The 22,922-nt window shown below is 50.1% G+C and carries 16 protein-coding genes; 7 read left to right on the top strand and 9 right to left on the bottom strand.

All coding sequences use genetic code 11. From position 1 onward, the window contains the following. From ACR0AH_RS19780 to ACR0AH_RS19755, 6 genes are all read right to left on the bottom strand, one after another. Positions 1-3,033: Ig-like domain-containing protein (locus tag ACR0AH_RS19780; RefSeq protein WP_480593413.1), on the bottom strand; the 3,033-nt coding region annotated here is incomplete at its 3' end. 441 nt (positions 3,034-3,474) lie between these two features. Continuing rightward, positions 3,475-4,869: a mannose-1-phosphate guanylyltransferase/mannose-6-phosphate isomerase gene (locus tag ACR0AH_RS19775; RefSeq protein WP_480593411.1), complete on the bottom strand. Its 1,395-nt coding sequence runs from the start codon at positions 4,867-4,869 to the stop codon at positions 3,475-3,477. A gap of 54 nt (positions 4,870-4,923) precedes the next feature. Further along, positions 4,924-5,754, bottom strand: coding sequence for a CpsD/CapB family tyrosine-protein kinase (locus tag ACR0AH_RS19770; RefSeq protein WP_480593409.1), 831 nt, complete (start codon positions 5,752-5,754; stop codon positions 4,924-4,926). A 41-nt stretch (positions 5,755-5,795) separates the two neighbouring features. Then, positions 5,796-7,319, bottom strand: coding sequence for a GumC family protein (locus tag ACR0AH_RS19765; protein WP_480593407.1), 1,524 nt, complete (start codon positions 7,317-7,319; stop codon positions 5,796-5,798). A gap of 52 nt (positions 7,320-7,371) precedes the next feature. Further along, complete coding sequence (locus ACR0AH_RS19760) at positions 7,372-8,289, bottom strand: ExeA family protein (RefSeq protein ID WP_480593405.1); 918 nt, start codon at positions 8,287-8,289, stop codon at positions 7,372-7,374. A gap of 371 nt (positions 8,290-8,660) precedes the next feature. After that, positions 8,661-9,941, bottom strand: a complete 1,281-nt coding sequence (locus ACR0AH_RS19755; protein WP_480593404.1) for a glycosyltransferase family 4 protein — start codon at positions 9,939-9,941, stop codon at positions 8,661-8,663. Between the two features lie 559 nt (positions 9,942-10,500). Here ACR0AH_RS19755 and ACR0AH_RS19750 point away from each other — a divergent pair. Further along, complete coding sequence (locus ACR0AH_RS19750) at positions 10,501-11,199, top strand: VPLPA-CTERM sorting domain-containing protein (RefSeq protein ID WP_480593402.1); 699 nt, start codon at positions 10,501-10,503, stop codon at positions 11,197-11,199. A 187-nt stretch (positions 11,200-11,386) separates the two neighbouring features. Continuing rightward, positions 11,387-11,563 (top strand): hypothetical protein, encoded by a 177-nt coding sequence (locus ACR0AH_RS19745; RefSeq protein ID WP_480593401.1) that lies wholly within the window; start codon positions 11,387-11,389, stop codon positions 11,561-11,563. A gap of 104 nt (positions 11,564-11,667) precedes the next feature. On the opposite strand, the gene ACR0AH_RS19740 is transcribed toward ACR0AH_RS19745, so the two are convergent. Then, positions 11,668-14,040 carry a LamG-like jellyroll fold domain-containing protein gene (locus tag ACR0AH_RS19740; protein ID WP_480593399.1) on the bottom strand — a complete coding sequence of 791 codons (2,373 nt, stop codon included), beginning with the start codon at positions 14,038-14,040 and terminating at the stop codon, positions 11,668-11,670. Positions 14,041-14,498: 458 nt separating this feature from the next. Between ACR0AH_RS19740 and ACR0AH_RS19735 the strand changes: the two genes are divergently transcribed. The 5 genes from ACR0AH_RS19735 (at position 14,499) to ACR0AH_RS19715 (ending at position 21,137) form a co-directional block, all read left to right on the top strand. After that, a complete protein-coding gene (locus ACR0AH_RS19735; protein WP_480593398.1) occupies positions 14,499-15,686 on the top strand; it encodes a polysaccharide pyruvyl transferase family protein in 1,188 nt (395 codons plus the stop codon). 110 nt (positions 15,687-15,796) lie between these two features. Continuing rightward, a complete protein-coding gene (locus ACR0AH_RS19730) occupies positions 15,797-16,918 on the top strand; it encodes a Coenzyme F420 hydrogenase/dehydrogenase, beta subunit C-terminal domain (protein ID WP_480593396.1) in 1,122 nt (373 codons plus the stop codon). 330 nt (positions 16,919-17,248) lie between these two features. Then, positions 17,249-17,926 (top strand): sugar transferase, encoded by a 678-nt coding sequence (locus tag ACR0AH_RS19725; RefSeq protein WP_480593395.1) that lies wholly within the window; start codon positions 17,249-17,251, stop codon positions 17,924-17,926. Positions 17,927-17,997: 71 nt separating this feature from the next. Further along, on the top strand, positions 17,998-20,430 hold the full coding sequence (locus ACR0AH_RS19720) for a tetratricopeptide repeat protein (RefSeq protein ID WP_480593393.1): 2,433 nt from the start codon (positions 17,998-18,000) through the stop codon (positions 20,428-20,430). 116 nt (positions 20,431-20,546) lie between these two features. Then, positions 20,547-21,137, top strand: coding sequence for a polysaccharide biosynthesis/export family protein (locus ACR0AH_RS19715; protein ID WP_480593392.1), 591 nt, complete (start codon positions 20,547-20,549; stop codon positions 21,135-21,137). Positions 21,138-21,198: 61 nt separating this feature from the next. On the opposite strand, the gene rfbA is transcribed toward ACR0AH_RS19715, so the two are convergent. Continuing rightward, the gene (rfbA, locus tag ACR0AH_RS19710; RefSeq protein WP_480593390.1) at positions 21,199-22,071 is read right to left on the bottom strand and encodes a glucose-1-phosphate thymidylyltransferase RfbA; all 873 of its coding nucleotides are present in this window, start codon (positions 22,069-22,071) and stop codon (positions 21,199-21,201) included. Continuing rightward, on the bottom strand, positions 22,071-22,916 hold the full coding sequence (rfbD, locus tag ACR0AH_RS19705) for a dTDP-4-dehydrorhamnose reductase (RefSeq protein WP_480593388.1): 846 nt from the start codon (positions 22,914-22,916) through the stop codon (positions 22,071-22,073). The genes rfbA and rfbD overlap by 1 nt, the downstream gene beginning before the upstream one ends. Positions 22,917-22,922 lie beyond the last annotated feature (6 nt).

Raw genomic sequence — 22,922 nt, 5'->3', positions numbered from 1 at the left:
TGTCACCAGCCCGTCATCCACCGCATCAGGCGCAAAATTGACAGGCGTGTAGGACCCATCCTCATCAGCGATCGGATCGGCTGTGTTCTCGAAGTAATCCACCTGCGCGGTGAAGCCTGTGGCAGACCCGGTGTTGCCGGCAAAGACGCCGGTTTGGGTCACAGTCAGCTCATGGGTGAAGCTGCCCGCAGTCACCCATGTGGCGCCATCCACTGAATACTCCATGGCCCAGGTGTCATCGGTGCGTGTCACCCGCAAGTATGGTGCGGTACCACCCGGGATCGCCGTCCGGAAAGCCTGGCTGGAATCGCCGTCCACGGTGATCCCTGCAAACACATAAAGCTTGCTGCCGTCCGAATAGGTATCAAATCGTAGCCAATTGTCGGCGTCCTGCTCGACCAACAGACCTTGAAGCTGATATTTGTCCGTCGGAGTTGTCAGAAAGCGGGTCTCGATCTGGAAATCGGTATCGGCCGTCGCCTGCATCGCGCGGGCGCCGTTATTCGAATCCCAGACATCATAGGACCCGTCCGGGGTCACCAGTTCCAGATAGGCATCCGTCGCATTGATACCCAATGCATGAGAAATACCCGCAGGGCCCTGAATGGACCACGCGGCCCCCAGCACGTTCGAAGCGAAGTCGTCCGATACGATACCGCTCTGCGGCGGCGGGGTCGTATCATTTACCGTGACGGTGACCGTCGCGGTATCGGTCTCGGTGCCATCGGAGATTGTGTAGTCGAAGCTGTCGGCGCCGCTGAAGCCGGCATTTGGAGTATATGTATAGGTTCCGTTTCCGTTGTCTGTCAGGGTTCCGTTGGCAGGCTGCGTCACGCCGGTCAGGGTCAGCGCATCCCCGTTCGGATCGCTGTCATTGGCCAGCAGGTCCGCAGCAGCATCGATCACAAGCGCCGCGCCCACCGATGTCACCAGCCCGTCATCCACCGCATCAGGTGAAAGGTCGACTGGTAAAATCGTGCCATCCTCATCAGCGATCGGATTGGCTGTGTTCTCGAAGTAATCCACCTGCGCGGTGTAGCCTGGTGTGAAGCCGTTTTTCGACGCACTGCCTGCAAAGACGCCGACCTGAGAAACCATCATCGCGTGATCTATTTCCAGAGCAGTACTCCAGTTCAGACCATCATTCGAAGTTTCGAAAGTCCAGCTATCCCCAACGCGGGAAATTCTAAAGTCGGTCACGCTACCGTAAGGAATTCCCTGGAACAGTCGATAGTCGGTCGATCCATTCTCAACGACTCCGACTATCAACCTGAGAACCGAATTCGATGTGAAGGCGATGTCGAACCGGATAAAGTTGTTATCATCTTGAACAACAAGAAGACCATGTTCCTGAAAGGTTTGGCTGGGCTCCGTCAGGAAACCGGCTTGAATCTGAAAATCATCATCCGCAGCATCCTGTAGAACACGTGGTGTCGTCAGAAAATCTGAAGCACTTACAGGAGTGTCTGCAGGCGACACGATAGTAAGGAAGCCGTCTGTGGGGGTGGCATCAAGATAAGCATTGCCTGCTATGCCCGAAAATGCCCAGTCTGCAGCAAGAGACCCTCCTGCAAAATCATCCGAAATAATTTCTCCAGGGGCAGGTGTTGAGCCGTCAAGAACATTGATGTCTATCGTTGCGGTATCTGCGAGTGCCCCATCGGAGACCTCAATAGTCAACTGGCGATAGGGCTCGGCGATAGGGTCGAGAATACCAGGATCTAAAAGCGTGATCACACCGGTAGCTGTGATCGCAAAAGCTCCGTCATCGTTGCCCGCAATAATCTGGTAGGTCAACGTGTCGCCATCGGCATCCGACGCTGAAACCGTGCCCACAACGCTGCCTATGGACGCTGTGTCCCTGGCGATGAAGGCCGCATTATCTGCGACAGGAGTATCATTCACGGGATCGACCGTAATAGTCACAGTTGCCGTATCGCTTCCGCCGCGGCCATCTACAACTTCGTAAGTAAACGAGTCCTCGCCAGCAAAGTTTAGGTCCGGAATGTAACTGAAGCTTCCATCTGGACTGAGCGTCAAACTACCGTTGGCTGGGCCAGTTACAACCGTTGGTGTGAGTACGTCGCCATCAGAGTCGCCATCATTGGCGAGGAGGCCCGCAGCAGCAACGTTTAAAGTGGTGTCCTCATTCGTCGTATAGGCATCGTCCGAAGTGACAGGCGCTGTATTGTTGGGATCAGCCACCGTAATTGATACACTTCCAACGCTTTGCCCCCCCTGCCCATCACTGATTGTATAGCTAAAACTGTCAGCCCCAACATAGCCGGAATCCGGGGTGTATATGTAAGTCCCATCACCATTGTCACTTAACGTACCGTTGGCCGGTTGTGTGATGCTAAGCAGGTTGATCGAATCCCCATCCGGATCGCTATCATTATTCAAGAGATCAGCCGCGCCACCGATTAACAAAGGTGTATCAAGTGTAGCCAGCAATGAGTCATCGCCAGCCACAGGAGCATCGTTCAACGCTTCTGTGCTTAAATTTGCGATTTCTGCAGCATCAAGGGCAGTATCGTAGATTTCAGCACTAACTATCGTGCCATCAAAACCATCACGTAGTTTGTTGGCTACGCCGTTACCGCTGGCCCATTGATTTGCGCCAATTACGATCGGCTCTTCGTTACCCACCAGACCGCCAGTGTATGGATCACTGGCTTGTTCAATGCCGTCCACATAGACAACTATGCCCTCGGCGCCGAAGGTTACGGCCAAATGATACATTTGACCAGGTTCGATCAGGGCTCCCGTTTCAACTGTGTATGTTTCTGTCTGATCCTGAAAACGGACAACAACCTGCCCGTCCTCGATAAAGACTCCTACATGGCCACCATTATCGTAGCCGCTGGAATCCTTCGAAAGCAAAGACCGCCGACCATCCACCGCATCCGCTGTGAAAGTAAAGCCGAGTGTTCCTTCAGCTAATAAATATGAAGGATCATGCGCTAAAACCACCGCATTCGATACATTGCCATCAAAATCGTGTGGTCCGCTTTCCAACAACGGCGTAGACATCTTTACCCCCAAAAAACCATACAAACACTGGCTGCCGCCAAATCTTACATCACCTGCGCTGATATTCAGCGACCTTCCACACAGTTATTGTAATAATCCTGATGCGTTTCCGCGCTTCTAACACTGAAGCTTCAGCCGCCCCAAGCAACTTTTTCAAAGTATGTATTAGGACACAAATTGTGCTAATTGACATTTCTCATCACCCAACAACCATTTAACAGCACCCTTAGAGCAACGTGTTTGAAGATACGCCCTCTAAACATCTGCCTACTATAACACAGTTTGGCAGTTCTCTGCAGCCAAGCTCACCATATGCTTTATTATATGATATCTCACTTCACACAGGCGTGATGCTTACCCAAGCCAGTCAACCGCATAGGACGCTCACGAAGCCAGGCATATTTTTGTGCATTCGCAGACCGTAAAAACTACCTCACTATATTAGGTGCGATTATAAACATCTTCATAACGCACTATGTCATCCTCACCCAAATAGGCACCTGTCTGCACCTCGATAAGATACATGGGAAGTTTCCCTGGGTTTTCCATTCGGTGAACCGCGCCCAGAGGAACGTAAATATTCTCATTTTCTGATAGCAGCCTAACGTCGTCACCTACCGTAACCCGCGCGGTACCAGCGACCACCACCCAATGCTCGGCTCGATGGTGATGGCTTTGCAAACTGAGAATTCCACCGGGTTTCACCATGATACGTTTGACTTGGAAACGATCTCCCAAACAAAGCGTCTCATACCACCCCCAAGGCCTATGGAACCGCGGATATTCAGCAGCTTGAGCCACCCCCTGATGTTGGAGCGCGACGACAGTCTCCCCCACATCCGTCGCACAATCCATGTCAGCAACCAGGACTGCATCACGGGTTGCAACAGCCGCAATGTTTTTAAGTCCTAATCCGACCAACCGGACGCTGTCTTCCTCACTGCGCAACAGGGTATTTTCACAGTTAACAGCGGTTGCCGTACCCATACAGGTGACACCGTTTTCATCCGACGGCATGATGTCATGCACACGCTCCCACCCCTCCAGATCAGACCAGTCTGTTTCCAGCTGGACGGCTACAGTATTGTCGGCGTTTTCCAATATCGCGCCCTCGATCGAAGCGACTGGAAGACTTTCATAGCTTTCATTGTCTAGGCACAAGGCATCAAGATCGTAACGGCCTCGCTCCAAAGCCTGACGACACAGATCGACCAATTCTGGAGCATATGTTTGAAAGGCTGCGATAATGTCATCAACACGAAACAGATACGTACCGGTGTTTGCCAAAACATGTAAGGCTGCTTCGGTATATGACAGCCCGTTAAACCCGATCACTTTAAGCGCACGCCTTGGCTCTGCTTGACCCTCCAATTCCATATGATCAACATCAGACGCTAAACCGCCAAACCTGGCTCCGATCACCACCAGCTCTCTGTTCTGGGCCGCACTTGCCGCCATCATGACGGTCTGACAAAAAGAAACGTCATCTGAAACCTTGCGATCAGATTGGCAGATCAACATCAACGCATCGGGGGTTTTCTCGATGCTCAATGCAGCAATAAGAATTGACGATGCAGTTCCCCGCGGCACTGGCTCTATTAAGGTGCGTTGAGGGACTATTCCCAACTGTTTCGTCTGGTCTTCAACCAAGAAACGGCACTCTTGATCGGCAATAAGCAGGGGGCTTGTGAATTGGGGTCCGGAAACACGCCGAAGGGTATTTTGAAAAAGGCTATTCCGTCCGTCCAGTTCGATAAACTGCTTGGCATGAGATAGCCGTGAGCTTGGCCAAAGCGCTGCTCCCGTTGCACTGCACAAAATGACCGGAATAATCACTACTGTCTCCTCGATACCAACATTCGTTACAGTTAAAATATTCCGTCAAGCTGCCTAGCTGTGCCCGTACCCATACCCATACGCCCCTTCCGCGTAGTGGGTTTTATTTAGAACAACGCCCATCACATTCGTCAGTTCTGCAAGCTGGCGTTCAGCAAAATCAGCTTGCTCTATGGTCGTACGATCTGCTTCAACCAACAAAATGGCGCAATCGGCATTCCCAAGAAATCCGAAATTGTCATCAACTTCCATCAAGGGGGGCATGTCTAACAGCATGATATCCGGCTTGAATTTATCTTCGAGAGCTTCCAGCACCTCGGAGGTTTTACCACTTTGCAAAATCTCTGCGGCGTTACGGACAGTTTTGCTGTTGAACCCAAGCGCCAGGTTTTTACCAAGACGCTGTCCATGCTTTGAAAAGGGTATTGTACCCTGCAGCACATCACCCATTGTATGTGTACAATTCTGGTCAAGTATTTTCCTCAATCCGCCATGCCGCAGATCAAGGTCCAACACCATGGTACGTAAATCGGACTGGCGCTCAAAACTGAAGGCAAGGTTCGCCGCTATAGTGCTTTTTCCACATGCACTATGAGGTGAAACCAGAGCAATTCGTTTCCAACTGTTTAGCCTGCATTGCTGTAAGATGCGTGTACGTAGCATATCAAAAGGCACGGCTGCCGCCCCCTGAGAACTCGCAACAAGGCGGTTCCGAGCTATAATCTGCGGAGACACGGTGACCTCCGCCAAGCTTTCCCAAAGCTCCCCCGCTGCTTGATCCGTGGTTTTACCCTGCACTCTTTCTTGCTCAACAACGTGTTGAGGCTGTTTTACTTTCTGGCGCTGTTCGCGGGCCTTCTCTATGGCAGCCTGCAGTTTTTCCATTGATCATCACCCTTTCCGATCAGAGCTTCTCAGGCCGCTGATCACCATCGCACGCCGATCTTGTCCATGACCTGGTCAGCAATCAGATCCAACGGCTGATAGTAAGTATGAAGTGCGTAAACCCCGACAGACACACTAACCAAAATGACGGTAAGCAAAGCCCCTTTTAATCCACGCCTGCGCCATTTCTCACCAGGTGTCGTGATATACGGAATTGTCGCTAGCGGGGTGATCCCGAGATGGGTCGTCAGATCTTCTGGCCGCCTGATTGAGCGGTTGAGCAACTCTAGCAGGATTACTAAGCCCAGACCCGCCAAAATACCCATAAAGCTACCACCGCCGGCGATCATAGCCCTGTTAGGCTTTGATGGCTTGCTTGGAACAACGGGCGGTTCAATAATTGATACACGCTGCCCTTGCGCGGTCACCTCTATACGTTCACCTGTGCTGGCCCGTGACAACCGATCAACTGCTAAATTGTATTGCTGCTGAATATTGTCCCGATCTTGGGTCAATTCTTCAACTCGAATCGCAGTAGCAGGCGTGCGATTGATTTTAGTGGTCAGCTGTTCCAATTGGGTTTGAACTGATTGCTTCTGCTCATTCAGTACGCTGATACGGGATGCAAGTTCGGCCAGTTGTGCATCCAAAAAGGTATTACCGGTGGCCTCCCCCTGAGCTTCCAGGGGGAGAACTGTCTGTTCCAGTTCAGTAATGCGGGCTCTAAGTAGTTTCACACGTGGATTTTCTTCCGAATATAAAACCAAGGCTTCATTAAGCTGGCGCCGGAGACCTTCCAATTGCTGACTTTCCAAAGACTGTGCTGCTCCAGAATATCCGCCCACACGCCCCGTGGCTTCAAATACTAAAACAAGGTTTTGCCTTTGGTCTGTCAGTCCGATGATTTCGCGATCAAGCTGTGCTAAACGTTCCTGAAGAAGCGTTTGCCTGCTGAGCTTGTAATCTAGGCTCTCCGGTAAGACGTCCGAGTTTTCGGTCTTAAACGCAAGAAGATAGGCATTGCGCTCGGCCAGTTCCTCACTCAATCGCGATACTTCTTGTTCAAAAAATTCGAGTGTTTGTGATGCCCGGCCAGTGCGAGATTCCACATCTTCCTGCTGAATAAGGCTCAAATAATCGTTGAGCACGCCAGCTGCTATCGAACCCGATCTTGCTTCGAATTCAACTTGCATCAACGGGACCGGATCACGCCGCCCGCTAGCACGTACTGTTGTACGCGCCCGCATAGCCTCGACAATCCTGTCAGGTGTCATATCTGAAATATCCGCGAAGACATTCTGATCGTTGGCTATTTCCAGTAAGTTGGCGCGAGTCAGCAACCGTTGCTCCAGAATTTCAAGCTGCTGTTGGGCTGGGGTTCGAACTGTAGACGCCGCAAGTTCGTCAGGAATCCTGGGTGCCTCGATAATCAACTTCATTTCCGAAACATAGGCTGGCGGTAAAGAGTATGCGACAATGATCGAAGCTGCACTAATCACTGTGGCGACCAGCACAAAAACCGGCAAACGCCGCGAAAATATCGACCAATAGTACTTAATATCCACGTTCAGCCTTTCCGCCGCGAGATAGCCTGCAACAGATTGAAAACTTGTATGATCATCCCGTCTTTTCCTCCGGGGGCACGCGTTCATTTTTTCCGAGTTTCAGCACCTTAAATTCCTGCTTTTGTTCGCCTGCAGGTAGCGACAAACCACCAAAGAAGACGCCATCATCCAATACGGCCTGCACGGCCTTTTCAGAGACCTCTGCAACACCGTCACTCCACGTGTATAACATAGCAAATTCACAAAGCTGGTTCACCAGCCGTGGAATACCTGCAGTTGCGTGATGGACCAGATCACACGCCTTCTCCGAGAACTCTTCCCCGGTGCCTCCCGCTACTTTCAATCGGTGCGAGATATAATCTGCAACGGTTGCGCGATTCATGCCTGGAAGGTGGAAGCTGGCGGCTACTCTCTGGGCAAGCTGACGCATATTGGGATCCAAAACCATGTCTCGCAATTCAGGTTGCCCTACCAGCACCAGTTGTATCAGTTCATCCTTATTTGAATTTACGTTGGTGAGCATGCGCAGTTCTTCCAAACCTTCGCGAGACAGATTCTGCGCTTCATCGAAAATTAGAACCACGCGACGGCCCGCCGCATACTCGGAAACCAGAAATTCCTGCAGCTTCTGGAAAAGTTGTATATAAGGTGCACGAGGGTTGGCCTGAACGTCCAACGCGTTCAGAACCCACTGCAACATCTCGCCACGCCCACGCTGGGCATTTGAAATCAGCCCAGTGGTGGTATCGTCGTCCATCTGACTCAGCAATTTCTGAATAAGAGTCGTTTTTCCCGACCCTATTTCACCTGTGATCAGGGTGATCGGTGCGCGCGATAAAAGGCCGAACTCCAGAACCATAAAGGCGCGCTTATGCGGCTCTGACCAAAACAAGAAGCTTGGATCAGGCAAGAGGGTAAAAGGTCGCTCGGTTAACCCAAAATGCTCAACATAAAGATCACTTGAACTCATACGCCTGACAACTTTTTCAACCAACAAAACCTAATATAGGGATAGCGCGCGGCATGCGCTGCACATCATAGAAAAATTGCTCTTCATACCTTGCAACGCCTAAGTGGTACATATGCTGCACAATTGTAGCAATATCGGCTCTACCCGCCTACCCTGGGCAAACTCTCTTCAAACCACTTTCTCATTAGTTGGAGATTCCATGGCCAACATTAAAGAGATAGGCGTCAAGGCGCATCGATTTGAGTTAATATTTTGTTTCCAATTTTGATCTAAAGCACTCTTGGCGCCCGATTGTCCCTGAAATCGAAGAGACAGACAACCCACCTCTGAGAACGAATCGCACACCTCAAGCGTGATTACGGCTCGGGTATTCAGACAATCCGAGATTCTTCAATCTTCCGAAAGGCGCGATCATACGCGGCCAGAAGATGTGACACAGAATGTTCCCAGCTAAGTGCGTTTAGCACCCTTTGCCGCCCCTTACGTCCCATCTCACGCCCTTCCTCCCGATGCTCAATGAGCCACGCAACCTGAGTAGCAAAATCCTCGGGATCGTTGGCGCTCGCATAAAGAGATGCATTCGCAGCCGACGCGCGACCTTCTTCAAGGTCAAATTGAACCACCGGTTTCTCCAGCGTCATATACTCCATAACTTTATTCATTGTCGAAATGTTGTTCATCGGGTTTTTGGGGTCCGGGCTGACACCAATATCTATGCTATTCAACACCCGTAACAAATCATCCCCATATAGAGCGCCGGTGAACGTAAAATACTTGTCTAACTCGTGCTCGCTTACGTCTCGTTGCACTTCAGAAAGATGCGGACCAAAACCTACAATCATGAAATGGACATCATCAAAGCCCAACTCGCGGATCAAATGTGCAGCTGCAGCCACAAGCAAATCCATACCTTCTTGCTGACCAATGACACCAACATAACCGATAAGTGTCCCGGCTTTTGCTCGAATCTCCGTATCCGCCGGGCCCAGCTTGAATTTCTCGATTTTTGGGGCCGAACGCACAATAAACACATCTTCTGGTGCCATGCCCCCACGCTGTATCGCTATGTCGCGAAAGCTCTGGTTGGTTGCGATGGACACGTCCGCAGCACGAAATGTCTGACGCTCAAGAAACAACATAGCCTGATAAAGAGGGCCTTTTTTGTTAAACTTTGCTTCGAATAACTCAGGACAAACATCGTGGTGATCGAACAAATACCGCACGCCTCGCCGCCGATATCGCAACGCCAGAAGGAATATTAGATCCGGGGGGTTGCACCCGTGGATCAAATCGAACCCACGTTCGGTCCAGATCTGATCTGCAAGGCGGAACATATGCCACAGCGCTGAACCCCATTCGCGCGCATAGGCAAAAGCACCTGTATGCGCTTCCGGCGGCTCGGGATATCGGTGGATGTGTACCCCCTCAAGCTCTTCATATTCTTTATCCCAACCCCGTCCGGTTGGGCAGATCACGCTAACCTGATAGCCGTTGGTCACCAACGCTGTTGCCTCCAACCAAACCCGACGATCTAAAGGAACAGGAAGATTTTCCACTACAATCAGAACTTTGCGTGCACTCACGTGGCGCCGTCCTTTTCGTTCATCTTGTTGCATTTTTATTCGCTTGAGCTGACTTTCAACAGAATCCAAACTAAAATCAGTCTCCCCAAAGTAAACACGTTAAGCAGCGTTCAGTGAAATCACGCAAATATTTGCATCCACAATTTGCCCAAGTAAACCGCAGAAAATCCAGATATATCCGACTAAATACCACTTAGGGCACTGGGCGCTCTAAGTGAAAATCTGCGAACCCGGTCCGATCGGTGAAAATATCCTTCATATCTGACAGCAAAAAAGTCTCTTGGCACAATGTCTCGCAAGGGGCATTTTTGTCTCCATTTTGGCGACAAAAATTCGAGGGCTGTGTCATCGATAGCGAGAGGGTATACCACTACTAAATACGTTGCGCCAACAAGGTAAGCCTCTTAAATCATGCTATATTTCGGAAACCTCCGTAATAAAATACTCTCGTTGCTGCCAATCTTTCAAACGTGCTGCTGACAGTCATTTGTAAAAATATGTCAAAATTAAGAAAATTCTTCCGAAAGAACGAGGAACCGGATACACTCTCTATGAGTGTGTCGTAAGCGAGCCCTATGTCGCCTGCGGAACGTTATTTGTTGCCTAGTTGGTACGGGGTGATCTTAGGATGAAAATTAAGAAAATTTTAGTCGCAGCGGTGGTCGCCGCAGTTACGCTTGGTGGACCTGTCTCTGCCCTCACTTTCACAATGAATGGACCGGCAGCAGGTAACTATGAGAGCGTCCGGCTCAACGTTTCTGGTTTTCAGCCCGGCAGTGTTTCTTCAGGGGCTTTTAGTTTGACTGATACGACGACCCCAAACAGCGTTTTTGGGAATTTTGTTGCATTTTGTCTGGATTTGGCCGCCCGGTCTCCACGTGGAAGCGATAACTATTATTCTATAACGAGCAATCCGTTCACAAGAGGAATAGCCTTGGCAAGCGGTGCGCTGAGCAGAATCCAAGCAATCTTTGACGCAAATTATAGTGAAGCTTTGGCAACAGGTGACTCCAAAACGTCTGCTGCATTTCAAGTTGCGCTCTGGAATGCAGTTTATGATGATGACTATGATGTTGGTACAGGCTCATTCCAAGCATCAAATAATGCAGATGTTGTTTCCCTGGCAAATCAGTACTTAACAGCAGCCAGCAATTATGGCGGTGACCAGAAGTGGGACCTTAGCTACCTTCAAAACGAAAATAGATATCGGGACCGCCGCCAGAACTTGGTCACTGCTTCGCCTGTGCCCCTTCCTGCTGCGGGCTTAATGTTGATAGGTGCTTTGGGCGGGTTGGCCTTAGTACGCAGACGGCGTCAGATGGCATAAAGCCCATATAGAGATGTACGATAATTACGAAGGGTCGCTTTTGAAGCGGCCCTTTTATTTATTGTGGTGAGGTATTGAAACTCTCAGTTTGACATTTTTTGACACATTTTCTTATTAGATTTTTAGTAGAGTTACTCTACTTTAAGGTGTTAAGCCGACAAACTTAAGTCCAATGAGGAGATGTGATATGGGAGTTCTCGTACTAGCCGCTCTGACGGGTAGTGTCGCAGCGCTTCTGATGTTGCTCTCTGGCTTCGGACTGTTGTCTGCAATACTTGTCTATTTCCTTGCAGGTATTTCCAGTTTCTTTGTGATTGCTCTTCCTATGGCAATGCTATGTATCTTTCGTAAGCTGCGAGCCTAATAATAGTCTAACCCCACTATAACGATCTGTTTTTTAACGCCTTTCCCTGCCAAAAAGCCGCCGGGAAACCCCGGCGGCTTTTAGTTCTACTCTATGACCTATCCTCAAAGGATCATGTCACCGCTATCAACGATGGGCAGGACCTCATCATAAATAGCAACTTCGGTCATTGTGCCATTAAAGGCTTTGGTCACTGCGTCCCCACCATTGGAACTAGCCCATCCAAGACCACCAAGCTGCAGATTCTGCTGGTTGCCGGACAGGTCAAAGTCAAAGTCCTTAGTAGCCACTAGCTCTCCGTTCACAGCCAAGCCTATTTTGCCGTCTCCGAACCAAGTCTGAACTTCATAGTCCTCATTGGCTTGCAGGTCTTCGAAGGTTAAATAAGCATCACTGTCTTCATCTTGGAAACGCAGAACCAGATCGTCCCCTTTAAGCATAACTGACAGGTGGTTGCCGCCGCCGGCGTAATATTTAGCGTCTTTGGACAACAGGCCCTGAGTACCTTTCAGGTCATCTGCGTTGAAGATAAATGCAATTGTGCCTTCCTCCAACTCAAGATCTGAATCGTGCTCCAAGTTAACGATACTACTTGTCTTACCATTGAATTCGGCTTCTGCCGTTTCAAAAACAGTATTTGCGTCACCCTCAGCAACCGGTGTTTCGGGTTCAGTAACTGGTGTTTCGGGTTCACTCGGAGCGTCCGGTTGTGGAACCGGGTTTTCGTCTGGTAGCGGCTGAGCATTTTGGATCAAATCTTGTATCTGATCAGGTTCCCACACACCCTCCACGACGACGACGTCAGAAATTTCCCCGTCGAAGGCGTTGCGGAAGCCGGCTTGGCCAGATTGGCTTGCCCACCCCAATGCTCCGATCTGGAAATGCTCGACATTGCTTTCCCATGACATTTCGAAATCGGCTGAGTGGACTTGTTCACCATCCAACCAGACACCAACTTCACCGTTCCCAAATGAGATCTGAAGATCATAGTCTGTATTCGCTTTGATCCCACCAATACGTGCGATCTCATCTCCAGAACCATCCTGAAAACGTACGATTAGAGTCCCATTTTGGATATAAGCGACCAGGTGATTGCCGCCACCGCCGTAGTAGCTTGCATCTTTGGACACCAGACCCATTGTGCCGGAAACGGTGTCTGCGTTGAAGCTGAGCGCAACAGTGCCCGCATCAAGGGCCAAATCACTGCTATGGGCCACTTCGACAACATCAGCTGTATTGCTGAAGCCCTTGGTTCCCACCATGCTGAAAGCTGCGCCCTCGATCTGATCAAACTCGATCTGACCCTGGTCGAAACTGTCTTCTGCGTTGTCGTTTGTGCCTTCGTCTACTCCATCGCCCTTGTCTGCATCTGGAACTTCTGGGGTCGGATCAACTGGAGTTGGATCGCTAGGCTCCGGTACATAAGGTGTACCATCAAGCAACTCCATCAACCGGTCATAAGCCCCGGCAGTCTCGGCTACACTACCTGGGATCGGTCTAAGGTCCTCAAGCGTTACACCAAGCCCCTTATCCGCATTCACAAACAGATCATTGTAGTAGTTTACATCGCTCGGATCATCGTATTGTGCTACTATGTTCGACCCCGAAAAGCCGCCAGCGTAGCTACTGGAGATATTATTTTCAACGACCGAACCCTCAGGAACGCGAATAGAAGCAGCTTTGTGGCCCAGATTTGGCGTCGACAGCACTGTATTATCTCGCACAACGATGCCGGTACCATCGCCTACAAGAATTGCATTTATTTTTCCGGAATAAATTATGTTCTGCTCAATAAGAACATTTTTGAAGTTTTCATCCCCAAGGAAAAGACCCTGCGGTCGCTCAGTAGTTTGAGCCAAGAAAACATTTCCACGAATTACAACGTCTGTTCCCGACCCCTGAAATTGTACAAAATCGGCATGGGTTAAGCTATTGGGATAAGTATGGCCGCCCCCAGTATTGTTCTCAAATAGAACATCCTGAACGCCTCCAAACTTATAATAGTCTGAGTGGACGTAGTCGACATAATTTTCTTTTATTGTCACATCGTTAGCAGAGAACGTCGTGATACCAACGTCCAGATTATGCACATAATTGTTTGCTATAGTGATATCATTCGCAGTTTTGGTGTATATCCCATAAGTACCACTAGTTGGACCATCGCCAATAATCTCAGAATTAACGATATCTATGTGATCACTTTCACGAATATCAATCAACCGAGCCCCAGAATTAGGCCCTTTATCCACGACCAGATCATCAATTCGGATATGGCTTGAGTTATTGAAGTCTATATTCTGCAGTACGGCTTCGTTGTCAGGGTCAGCCGATCGTAAGGTAACATAGTTATTGAATTTGATGTTGCTCAAATTCACAGCCCCATAACTACCTGGCTCAAGAAGTATTACATCTCCGCCGTTCGCCGACGATAGCGCTGTCATCAATTCAGATGCACTTGAAACATAAATCTCATTCATAGCGTATCTTGCTCTCTTCGTTGGCCATCACGCATCCCCATGAGCGCACCTTGGCCTTTCCAACCTCAATAAAGCGGCGTCTGACACTTGGTCATTCACCCGCTTATCCTCGTGTGGGAGAAAAACTGACTTCCATGTGCATCCCCAACACATGGAAAACTTTTTACCTGCAGCAACTTACAAACGATTCTTACTCCGCCTTGCTGCAGCGTCTTTCTCATTGCCCCTCATTCGGCAACAAATCTAAGATCGCATAACAATTGGTTCCAATTGCGGCAACTTGTAGACCCCCAGAAGGCACCATTCTGAGCAAGGACTCGCCAAGACGCTAATACTGCAAGAAGATTTTTGCCTATTTTGATCCAAGTTTTCTCCGCAGACTCTGTCTGGGCACGCCGCACTCTCTTCGCTATGTAATATGTTGAACAACAGGCCAATAAGCAGAAATGAATTTTTAGATGGCGCATTCCACACAGAAATTACGTATCGGCCTACTATGGCACTCCATAAACTCCGCTAATCTAGGGGTTGGGGCTCTCACACTTTCCAATCTGGAAATTATCGAGAAGGCCGCACGGCAGGCGGGTGTAGTACCGGAATTCATTATTCTAGGTTGGTCCGACCCAAACCCCAACTACCTCCAAAGAGAGGATATCGAGTTTAGAGGGCTTCGGCTGAAAGATTTTGTGAAGCCGGTCGGCGGCCTCTACAGTTATTTGCGCAGCTGCGACATTGTCTTTGATATTGGCGGAGGCGACAGCTTCACCGATATTTATGGCCTAAAACGCTTTGTTATAGTCGCTGGCTCTAAGGCTTTAACCCTTCTGGCGCGCCGTCCGCTTATTCTCAGCCCTCAAACAATTGGCCCCTTTAAAAGATATGGGGTAAAAAAGATCGCCTTCGCATTAATCCAGCGCTCAAAGATCGTTGCCAGTCGCGATGACTTGTCCACAAAATTTCTTCGTGAACTTGGATTTACCAAGCCAGTTATTGAGGCGAGTGACGTTGCCCTAAAGCTATCTTTCACCCCATCGAAATGCCCGCATAATGTTCAAGAAGCAAAGATCAAAGTGGGTCTCAATGTTTCTGGCCTCTTGTTCAATGGTGGATATTCGAGAAAGAACATGTTTAGCCTGCATTCATCTTACGCAGACTGTATATGCAATTTGCTGGATTGGTTAAGCTCTGATCCTCAATATGAGATTCATCTTGTGTCCCATGTAAACTCAGAGCCGGGAAACACTGAGGACGACTATGGAATCAATCAGAAACTAGCAGAAAAATTCCCGAACATCACGCTGGCGCCAAAATTTACAAATCCAAGCGATGCCAAATCTTACATTTCTGGAATGGACTTCTTCGCCGGTGCCCGCATGCACGCGTGCATCGCAGCATTCTCTTCCGGTGTTCCGGTTTTCCCCATGGCCTACAGTCGAAAATTTGCGGGCCTGTTCTCGTCCATGGGGTATGATGTTATTGCAGATTGCACAGAAGACAGCACGGAAGAAATTGTTACCAAGTTTCGAGATGCCCTCGAAAATAGAGAGGCGCTGCGCCAACAAACAAAAATCTCTCTTAAACAGGGTTTAGAGCGTCTCGAAACCTACGAACTCGCTGTTACTGATTGCCTTCGTGGTTTGCATTAATGCCTTCAAAAAACGGCAGCGTGTCATCCCCTACACTTGATAGAATAGCCAGAGGAAAGCTCTGTGCAGGATGTGGCGCTTGCGTTGCATTGGCTCCAAGTGCATTAGAAATGTCACTTTCTCCAGACGGTTTCCTTCGCCCCGTTCAAAAAGAACCACTTACTAACAAGCAGGAAGAAGCCGTCGCCGCGGTTTGCCCCGGCTTGGGCTACAACCAAGCCCTTCATCCAAGCACCCACCACAAACTATGGGGTCCAACGACCGGAGTGTACCAGGGTTATGCAAATGACGCCGATTTGCGTCACCAGGCCTCATCCGGCGGGGGACTGTCAGCTCTTTTGGTTCACCTCGTAGAAACCGGCGCTGTAGATTCTGTTTTGCAAACTACAGAGGATTCTAAATTACCTATTGGCAACAGAACTGCTCTAAATGCAGACGCAGTCGCAATATCTAAAGCCGCAGGATCAAGGTATGCACCTTCAGCACCGTTGGAGAAAGTCCAGGAATGCATCGAAAGCGGTGGCAGGTACGCATTTGTTGGGAAGCCTTGCGATGTTGCAGCACTTCGATCGATGGAAAATATAGATCCGAGAATAACAGAGTGTTTTCCATATATGCTGTCATTCTTTTGCGCAGGTGTGCCAAGCCTTTCCGGTGCCCGGGGAATTCTGTCGGCTTTAGAAGTCGAAGAGGGAAATGTCGCTTCCTTCCGTTACCGAGGCAATGGATGGCCCGGTTTTGCCACAGCGACGTGCCGAGATGGCAGCCAAAAGCAAATGAGTTATGCAAATAGTTGGGGTGGAATATTGTCCAAACATATTCAACTCAGATGCAAGCTGTGCCCAGACGGTACCGGAGGGCTTGCTGACATTGTGTGTGCCGACGCTTGGGAGACAGACGACAAAGGTTATCCTCTGTTTGAAGAGCGAGATGGCATCAGCCTGATAATCAGCCGAACAGAGAAAGGAGAGGCACTAATAAGAGAGGCCGTATGTAAAAACCGTATTACGCTCTCTGAATTTGATATCTCCAGACTTGAGCGCATCCAACCCGGTCAAACACAAAAACGACGTTATGCATTTAGCCGCATTCTCGCTCTTCGTATCTTAAGACGGCCTTGGCCACGTTTCACAGGGTTCAATCTCGCATACAACGCGGCGAGCGCGGGTGTTTGGTCAAACTTAAAGAATATGCTAGGCATTTTCCGTCGTGCGCTAGGTGGCAAACTCTAAAACCTCCAGAAAAAACAACAATAAGGACGAATTCAGCCTGATTGTTGCGCGAAGAAGGGGAAGACACGAACATAAACGCACCGCATATTCGATGTAACTACTTACATACCTTGAATAACTTCTCTGAAGACGCCTCCAAAAACTAGAAATTTCGATTGAAATATGGCGAGAATCAGATAAAAATTTGCTATAGTTAAGAAACGATGACTGCATTCTGAGACAGAAGCAGTATAGTTCTGTGGTCACTCGAAAGCATACTGTGTGGCCCGAGGTGTAATGAGTAGGCAGATCACAATTTTGTGGTCGTGTTATTGCCGGAGTGTGTTGATTATGACGTTTTACGTTAAGGGTGTGGATAGAGTTGATCAGAACGCACCGAACTATCCAGTAGAATCGCAAGAGACTTTTTATTCCCTCGCGGGTAAGCGTGTTTTTGATTTTCTTTTTGTTATCCTCACAGCACCGTTTTCACTGTTTCTGATTGCCGTCATGGCTCTATTGGTGATGCGCGACGGAGGTAATCCATTCTATATACAGGAGCGTGTCGGTCGAGGCGGAAAGACGTTCCGCATGTTCAAGATTAGAACCATGGTTGCAGATGCCGACAGACGGCTAGCAAGATACTTAGCCGAGAACCCCGAGGCGCGTGTAGAATGGGAAAGAGACCAAAAACTAAAGTGTGATCCTCGTATTACAAGATTTGGAAAGCTTCTGCGCCGAACCTCCCTGGATGAATTACCCCAGCTCTGGAATGTACTTAAGGGCGACATGTCCATTGTCGGACCGCGCCCGATGATGATCGATCAGAGATCGCTCTATCCAGGTCAAGCCTATTTCCATCTGGATCCGGGCATTACAGGGCCATGGCAAGTCTCTGACCGCAACATGACTAGCTTTGCGGCACGCGCAAAATATGACGCGCGCTATTTGGCGGAATTGTCTCCTGCGAAAGATTTTTCGATCCTGATACGCACAGTAGGTGTTATTGTGCGATGTACCGGGCATTGAGGCCAATCAATCCTTCTTGACTGACTTTCAATGAAACTGCACCGTAGCTCAGGGGCAACAGGAAAGCGAGCATGATACAACAGATTGTCAGGGGCGCTTCTTTAGGGGCGGCCCTTTTTCTTTTAACTGCCTGTGATTCAGCTGAAGAGCGGGCAGAAAAGCATTATCAAGCTGCTCTGGAGTATCTGGAAAACGGCGATCTCGCCAGGGCTACTGTAGAATTCCGCAATGTATTCAAGCTAAATGATAAACATAAAGAGGCACGGCTTGCTTATGCAAAAATGCACCGCGAATCTGGCGACATATCTAAAGCTTACAGCCAGTATCTACGCTTGGTGGAGCAATACCCCAACAATCTAGAAGGTCGGCGCGCTTTGGCGCAGATGGCAACATTGGACCAAGATTGGAACGAGGTCGAGCGGCACATTAAAGTGGCCGCTGAGCAAGCTCCACAAGACCCAATTGTTCGGGCTGTGCTAACCAGCATAGCTTATCGCGATGCCATCGCAGCAGACGACAAAGCAGCGATACTAGCCGCTGCAAAACAAGGGCTGGCACTAACAGTCGAAGCCCCTGACTTAGTGATCCCCCATTTCATTGTTATAAATGAAAGAATTAGGGGAAAGGACTGGTCTGCCGCGTTGAATGCGCTGGACGCAGCCATCACCGTATCCCCTGACACGAGAGGTTTTTATAATTTACGTCTAGGTGTTCTAGATAGGCTTAATAGAACTGATGAAATTGGTTGGACCCTTGAGGAAATGGTTCGCCAGTTTCCCGCCGATGATGAGATTCAAGAGAGCCTTGTCGATTGGTACATGTCACATGGTAATTTAACAGCCGTAGAAGAATTTCTGCGTCAACGTATCGACTCACAAGTAGATGGCACGAAAAGCCGGATGGCTTTGTTACGCTTTATTTCGTCGAGCCAAGGTCCTGAAGCTGCCATAGCAGAAGTGGACAAAATGCTTGCCCAAGATTTGCCTCGAGAGCCGCTTTACCAAGCACTACGCGCAGGCCAGCTGATGGAAGCGGGCAAGCCTGAAGTGGCGATTGCCGATCTGCAAGCCTTTATCAACCGATCAGAACCTTCAGCGGATTTGAACGATGCAAAGATCGTACTAACGCATATGCTGCTTGCAACGGGTAGCCCGGTCGAGGCTTACCCTCTTGTGGAAGAGGTGCTGACAGAAGACCCGGGCCATGTCGAAGCCATCAAGATCAAGGCAAGCCATCTGATTGAAGAGGACCGTGCAGGCGATGCCATTATCCTATTGCGCACAGCGCTACGCGACAGTCCCAGAGACCCAAAAGTAATGACATTGCTGGCTAGGGCGCACGAACGCGACGGTAATCGGAATCTGATGGCAGATATGATGTCTCTGGCCGTCGAAGCGTCGAATAGTGCTCCTGACGAAGCCAAAAGTTATGCAGAATTCTTGGCCAGTGAAGGACAGCACGACCTCGCAGTCAGTGTGTTGAACGATGCGTTAACACGTCAGCCGAACAATATTCAACTGCTGACTCTACTTGGACATTTTCATATTCATCAAGAAGATTGGAAACGAGCACAATCCGTCATTAACACACTGGAAGCTTTAGGTGAGACGGGTCGGCAACCAGCTCAGGTTATGACTGCCAACCTAATTAGCGCCCGAGGTCAGAACGACACCCTGCTAAGTTATCTAGGAGAGATCGCAGACGGAGAGAACAGCCGGGACTATGTAAGTGAGATTGGAATAGTAAGCACGCACGTAGACAACGGGGATCTTAACTCTGCTCGAGAGTATTTGGAAAACGCATTGGAGGCATCCCCATCGGATTTCATGCTCCGTTTCCTTCAAGCCTCAATTTTGGCAGGCCTCGGAGAGCAGGACCAAGCCGTCGCTCTATATCGCGCGCTGCTCGAAGAAAGACCATATAGTGAGCGCACTTGGGTGGCTCTCTATGTACTGCTGTCCAACACTAATCCGGAACAATCGACCGAAGTTTTGGAACAGGCAATTGAGGCCTTGCCCGAAAGTACGGATTTAAGATGGTTGCAAGCCGGTTTGTTAGAAACGGAAGGCGACATTGAAGGCGCAATAGAAGTTTACAAAAGCCTATATGCGGCGGATAGCAATTCGGAGATTGTCGCCAACAATCTGGCTAGCCTGCTCGCCAGCTATAGTGATGATGCGGAAAGCTTGGACCAAGCCTATCGCATTGCCAGACGCTTGCAAAACAGTACGGTTCCACATTTCAACGATACATATGGCTGGATCGCCTATCGGCGAGGCGACTACGAGGCAGCTTTGAAACATCTGCAATTCGCGGCCCATCAACTGCCCGAGGAAGCCACCGTTCTGTATCATTTGGGGGTAACTTATGCCGCGCTCGGTCGCAACACAGAGGCGCTGACTACCTTTGAACAGATCGCCGGGTTGCAAATGTCCAGCGATCTTGCCCGGCAAGTGCAGGACGCGATGGCCGCTTTGCCGACCCCAACTCAGGACGGTAACTGATTCAGAAGGCGGAACAATTTCACCACAACACCAACTCGACGCGTAACGGATGTCTTACATGGACTCGTCATCCGCGCTAGGCTCAATAAGAAATTCAGTTTTCGAGGACACATAAGATGCTAAGAATATTGATCGGCCTTCTCAGCTTGATCCTGTCCGCAACTGTCACGCAAGCACAGAGCGGGTATCAAGTGACCCCCGGCGACACACTGCGAATCGAGGTTTTGGAGGATCCCGGCCTCAACCGGAATGTTCTGGTGTTGCCCGACGGTTCCTTCAACTTTCCATTCGTTGGAGCCGTTCGAGCAGGCGGTCGATCTGTTGCCGCTATCCGCGGTGACCTGACTTCCAACCTTTCCTCACAGTTCCAGTCTCCCCCCAATGTCTATGTCGCTGTTGCAGCAAGAGCTTTACCCACGTTATCCGGCACGGCCACCATTCCAGATACGGATGAAATTTATGTAATGGGGGAAGTCAATGCACCCGGCCTGATCGATGCGAGACCGGGTACGACACTGTTGCAGGCTTTGGCACAAGCGGGCGGCCTAACCCGATTTGCCGCAGCCAAGCGCATCCAGTTACGCAGAAACAATCAGGTCATGAATTATGATTTCCACCGCACCGGCAAAAAACCCAGCATCGCGGGCAACACCGTCCTGACACCCGGTGATGTAATCGTCGTTCCGCAACGACGCCTGTTCGAATAAACACACTAATTCTTGGGATTCGCCTCATGTTGCAAACAAGCGCAGAGGCAAATTCCACAACCTATGTCAGCAACCGAGTCAAGTATTCCCCATAGCCATTCTTGGTAAATTTTTCTGCCTGTTGGGTTAGCTCATCTGAATTGATCCATCCTTTTTGAAAGGCAACCTCTTCGGGGCAACCGGTCTGCAATCCCTGCCGCTCCTCTAAAGTGCGTACGAAATTTCCCGCATCCAGCAGCGAGGCATGGGTGCCCGTATCCAACCAGGCATATCCACGCCCCATCGTTTCAACCTGCAGCGCGCCCTCTTCCAGATAAGATTGCAGCAAATCAGTAATCTCCAGTTCGCCTCGTGGCGAAGGCTTCACTGCCCGTGCACGCTCGGAAGCCGTGGCATCCAGGAAGTAGAGTCCCGTCACCGCATATTTTGAAGGAGGCATCTTCGGCTTTTCAACGATCTCGCGCGCTCGGCCTGCATCGTCAAAGGCCACCACGCCATAGCGCTCGGGATCGGCCACGTGATAGCCAAACACCGTCCCCCCTGAGGATTTGGCGTCTGCGGCAGCCATCAGTTTTGGCAGCCCGTGGCCAAAAAAGATGTTATCGCCGAGGATCATCGCCGATGGCGCGCCGGCCAGAAACGCCTCGGCCAGAATATAGGCCTGCGCCAACCCGTCGGGACTGGGCTGCATCTGGTAGCTAAGTGTTACGCCCCACTGCGATCCGTCCCCCAGTGTGCGCTGAAACTGCTCCTGATCCTGTGGCGTAGTGATAATGCAGATCTCGCGAATACCGGCCAGCATCAGCACGCTGAGCGGATAATAGATCATCGGTTTATCATAGATCGGCAGCAGTTGTTTCGACAGACCCATAGTGATCGGATAAAGTCGTGTACCACTGCCACCTGCCAGGATGATCCCCCTACGCTGTGTCATCAGATCTCTCCCAAATCCCTCAAAATATCTGTCAATCCTTGCCGCCAATCCGGGCGGGGAATGCCAAAAACAGTCTCTAACATTGAACAATCTAACCGCGAATTCAAAGGCCGCCTGGCCGGGGTCGGATAGTCCGAGCTGGGAATATCCACCACCTCACAGGGAATATCTGACTGTTTGAAAATTTCGCGCGCAAACTCGGCCCAACTGACATCTGGAGCCCCGGAAAAATGGTAGGTACCTGTTTTGCTCGGATCATCGACAAGCTGCCTGGCAATCTCCATGCAAGCCGCCGCAATGGCGCGCGCCGGAGTTGGGCCACCAATCTGATCGGCAACAATGGTAAGCCGGTCACGTTCCTTGCCCAGCCTCAGCATGGTCTTTACAAAATTCGCACCATGCGCCGAGACCACCCATGAGGTGCGCAGGATTGCATAACACCCCCCTACGCTGGTCACAGCCTGTTCGCCCCAAAGCTTCGACCGCCCATACGCCCCTAGCGGAGCAGTCGCATTGTAGGGCATCCAGGGTGCGTGCCCACTACCATCGAAGACATAATCTGACGAGATGTGAACCAATGGCACACCCAGTTCGGCACACGCTTCGGCCATTGCTCCAGGGGCCTTACCGTTGACGATTGTCGCCAGTACTTCATCTTCCTCGGCGCTGTCCACAGCCGTGTAGGCTGCAGCATTTATCACTGCTTGAGGGCTCTGCGCACGAATGATCATAGAGCAGTTTTTTGTCTCAGAGAGGTCTGCGTCACTGCGTCCTAAACAAATAATTCCACCCGATCTGGAGAGTTCTTGCGCTACCTGACCACTCTGTCCAAATACAAGAAACATACCAAC

The sequence above is a fragment of the Ruegeria sp. AM5 genome (genome assembly GCF_056540645.1).
Note: the sequence above shows the minus strand (reverse complement) of the source record. Positions and strands in the feature narration are given on the sequence as shown.

Bases quoted from the DNA above. Each gene is read 5' to 3' on its own strand.
- ACR0AH_RS19770 (WP_480593409.1), bottom strand. From the start codon at position 5,754: ATGGAAAAACTGCAGGCTGCCATAGAGAAGGCCCGCGAACAGCGCCAG.
- ACR0AH_RS19760 (WP_480593405.1), bottom strand. From the start codon at position 8,289: ATGAGTTCAAGTGATCTTTATGTTGAGCATTTTGGGTTAACCGAGCGA.
- ACR0AH_RS19750 (WP_480593402.1), top strand. From the start codon at position 10,501: ATGAAAATTAAGAAAATTTTAGTCGCAGCGGTGGTCGCCGCAGTTACG.
- ACR0AH_RS19745 (WP_480593401.1), top strand. From the start codon at position 11,387: ATGGGAGTTCTCGTACTAGCCGCTCTGACGGGTAGTGTCGCAGCGCTT.
- ACR0AH_RS19740 (WP_480593399.1), bottom strand. From the start codon at position 14,040: ATGAATGAGATTTATGTTTCAAGTGCATCTGAATTGATGACAGCGCTA.
- ACR0AH_RS19735 (WP_480593398.1), top strand. From the start codon at position 14,499: ATGGCGCATTCCACACAGAAATTACGTATCGGCCTACTATGGCACTCC.
- ACR0AH_RS19730 (WP_480593396.1), top strand. From the start codon at position 15,797: ATGTCACTTTCTCCAGACGGTTTCCTTCGCCCCGTTCAAAAAGAACCA.
- ACR0AH_RS19725 (WP_480593395.1), top strand. From the start codon at position 17,249: ATGACGTTTTACGTTAAGGGTGTGGATAGAGTTGATCAGAACGCACCG.
- ACR0AH_RS19720 (WP_480593393.1), top strand. From the start codon at position 17,998: ATGATACAACAGATTGTCAGGGGCGCTTCTTTAGGGGCGGCCCTTTTT.
- ACR0AH_RS19715 (WP_480593392.1), top strand. From the start codon at position 20,547: ATGCTAAGAATATTGATCGGCCTTCTCAGCTTGATCCTGTCCGCAACT.
- rfbA (WP_480593390.1), bottom strand. From the start codon at position 22,071: ATGACACAGCGTAGGGGGATCATCCTGGCAGGTGGCAGTGGTACACGA.
- rfbD (WP_480593388.1), bottom strand. From the start codon at position 22,916: ATGTTTCTTGTATTTGGACAGAGTGGTCAGGTAGCGCAAGAACTCTCC.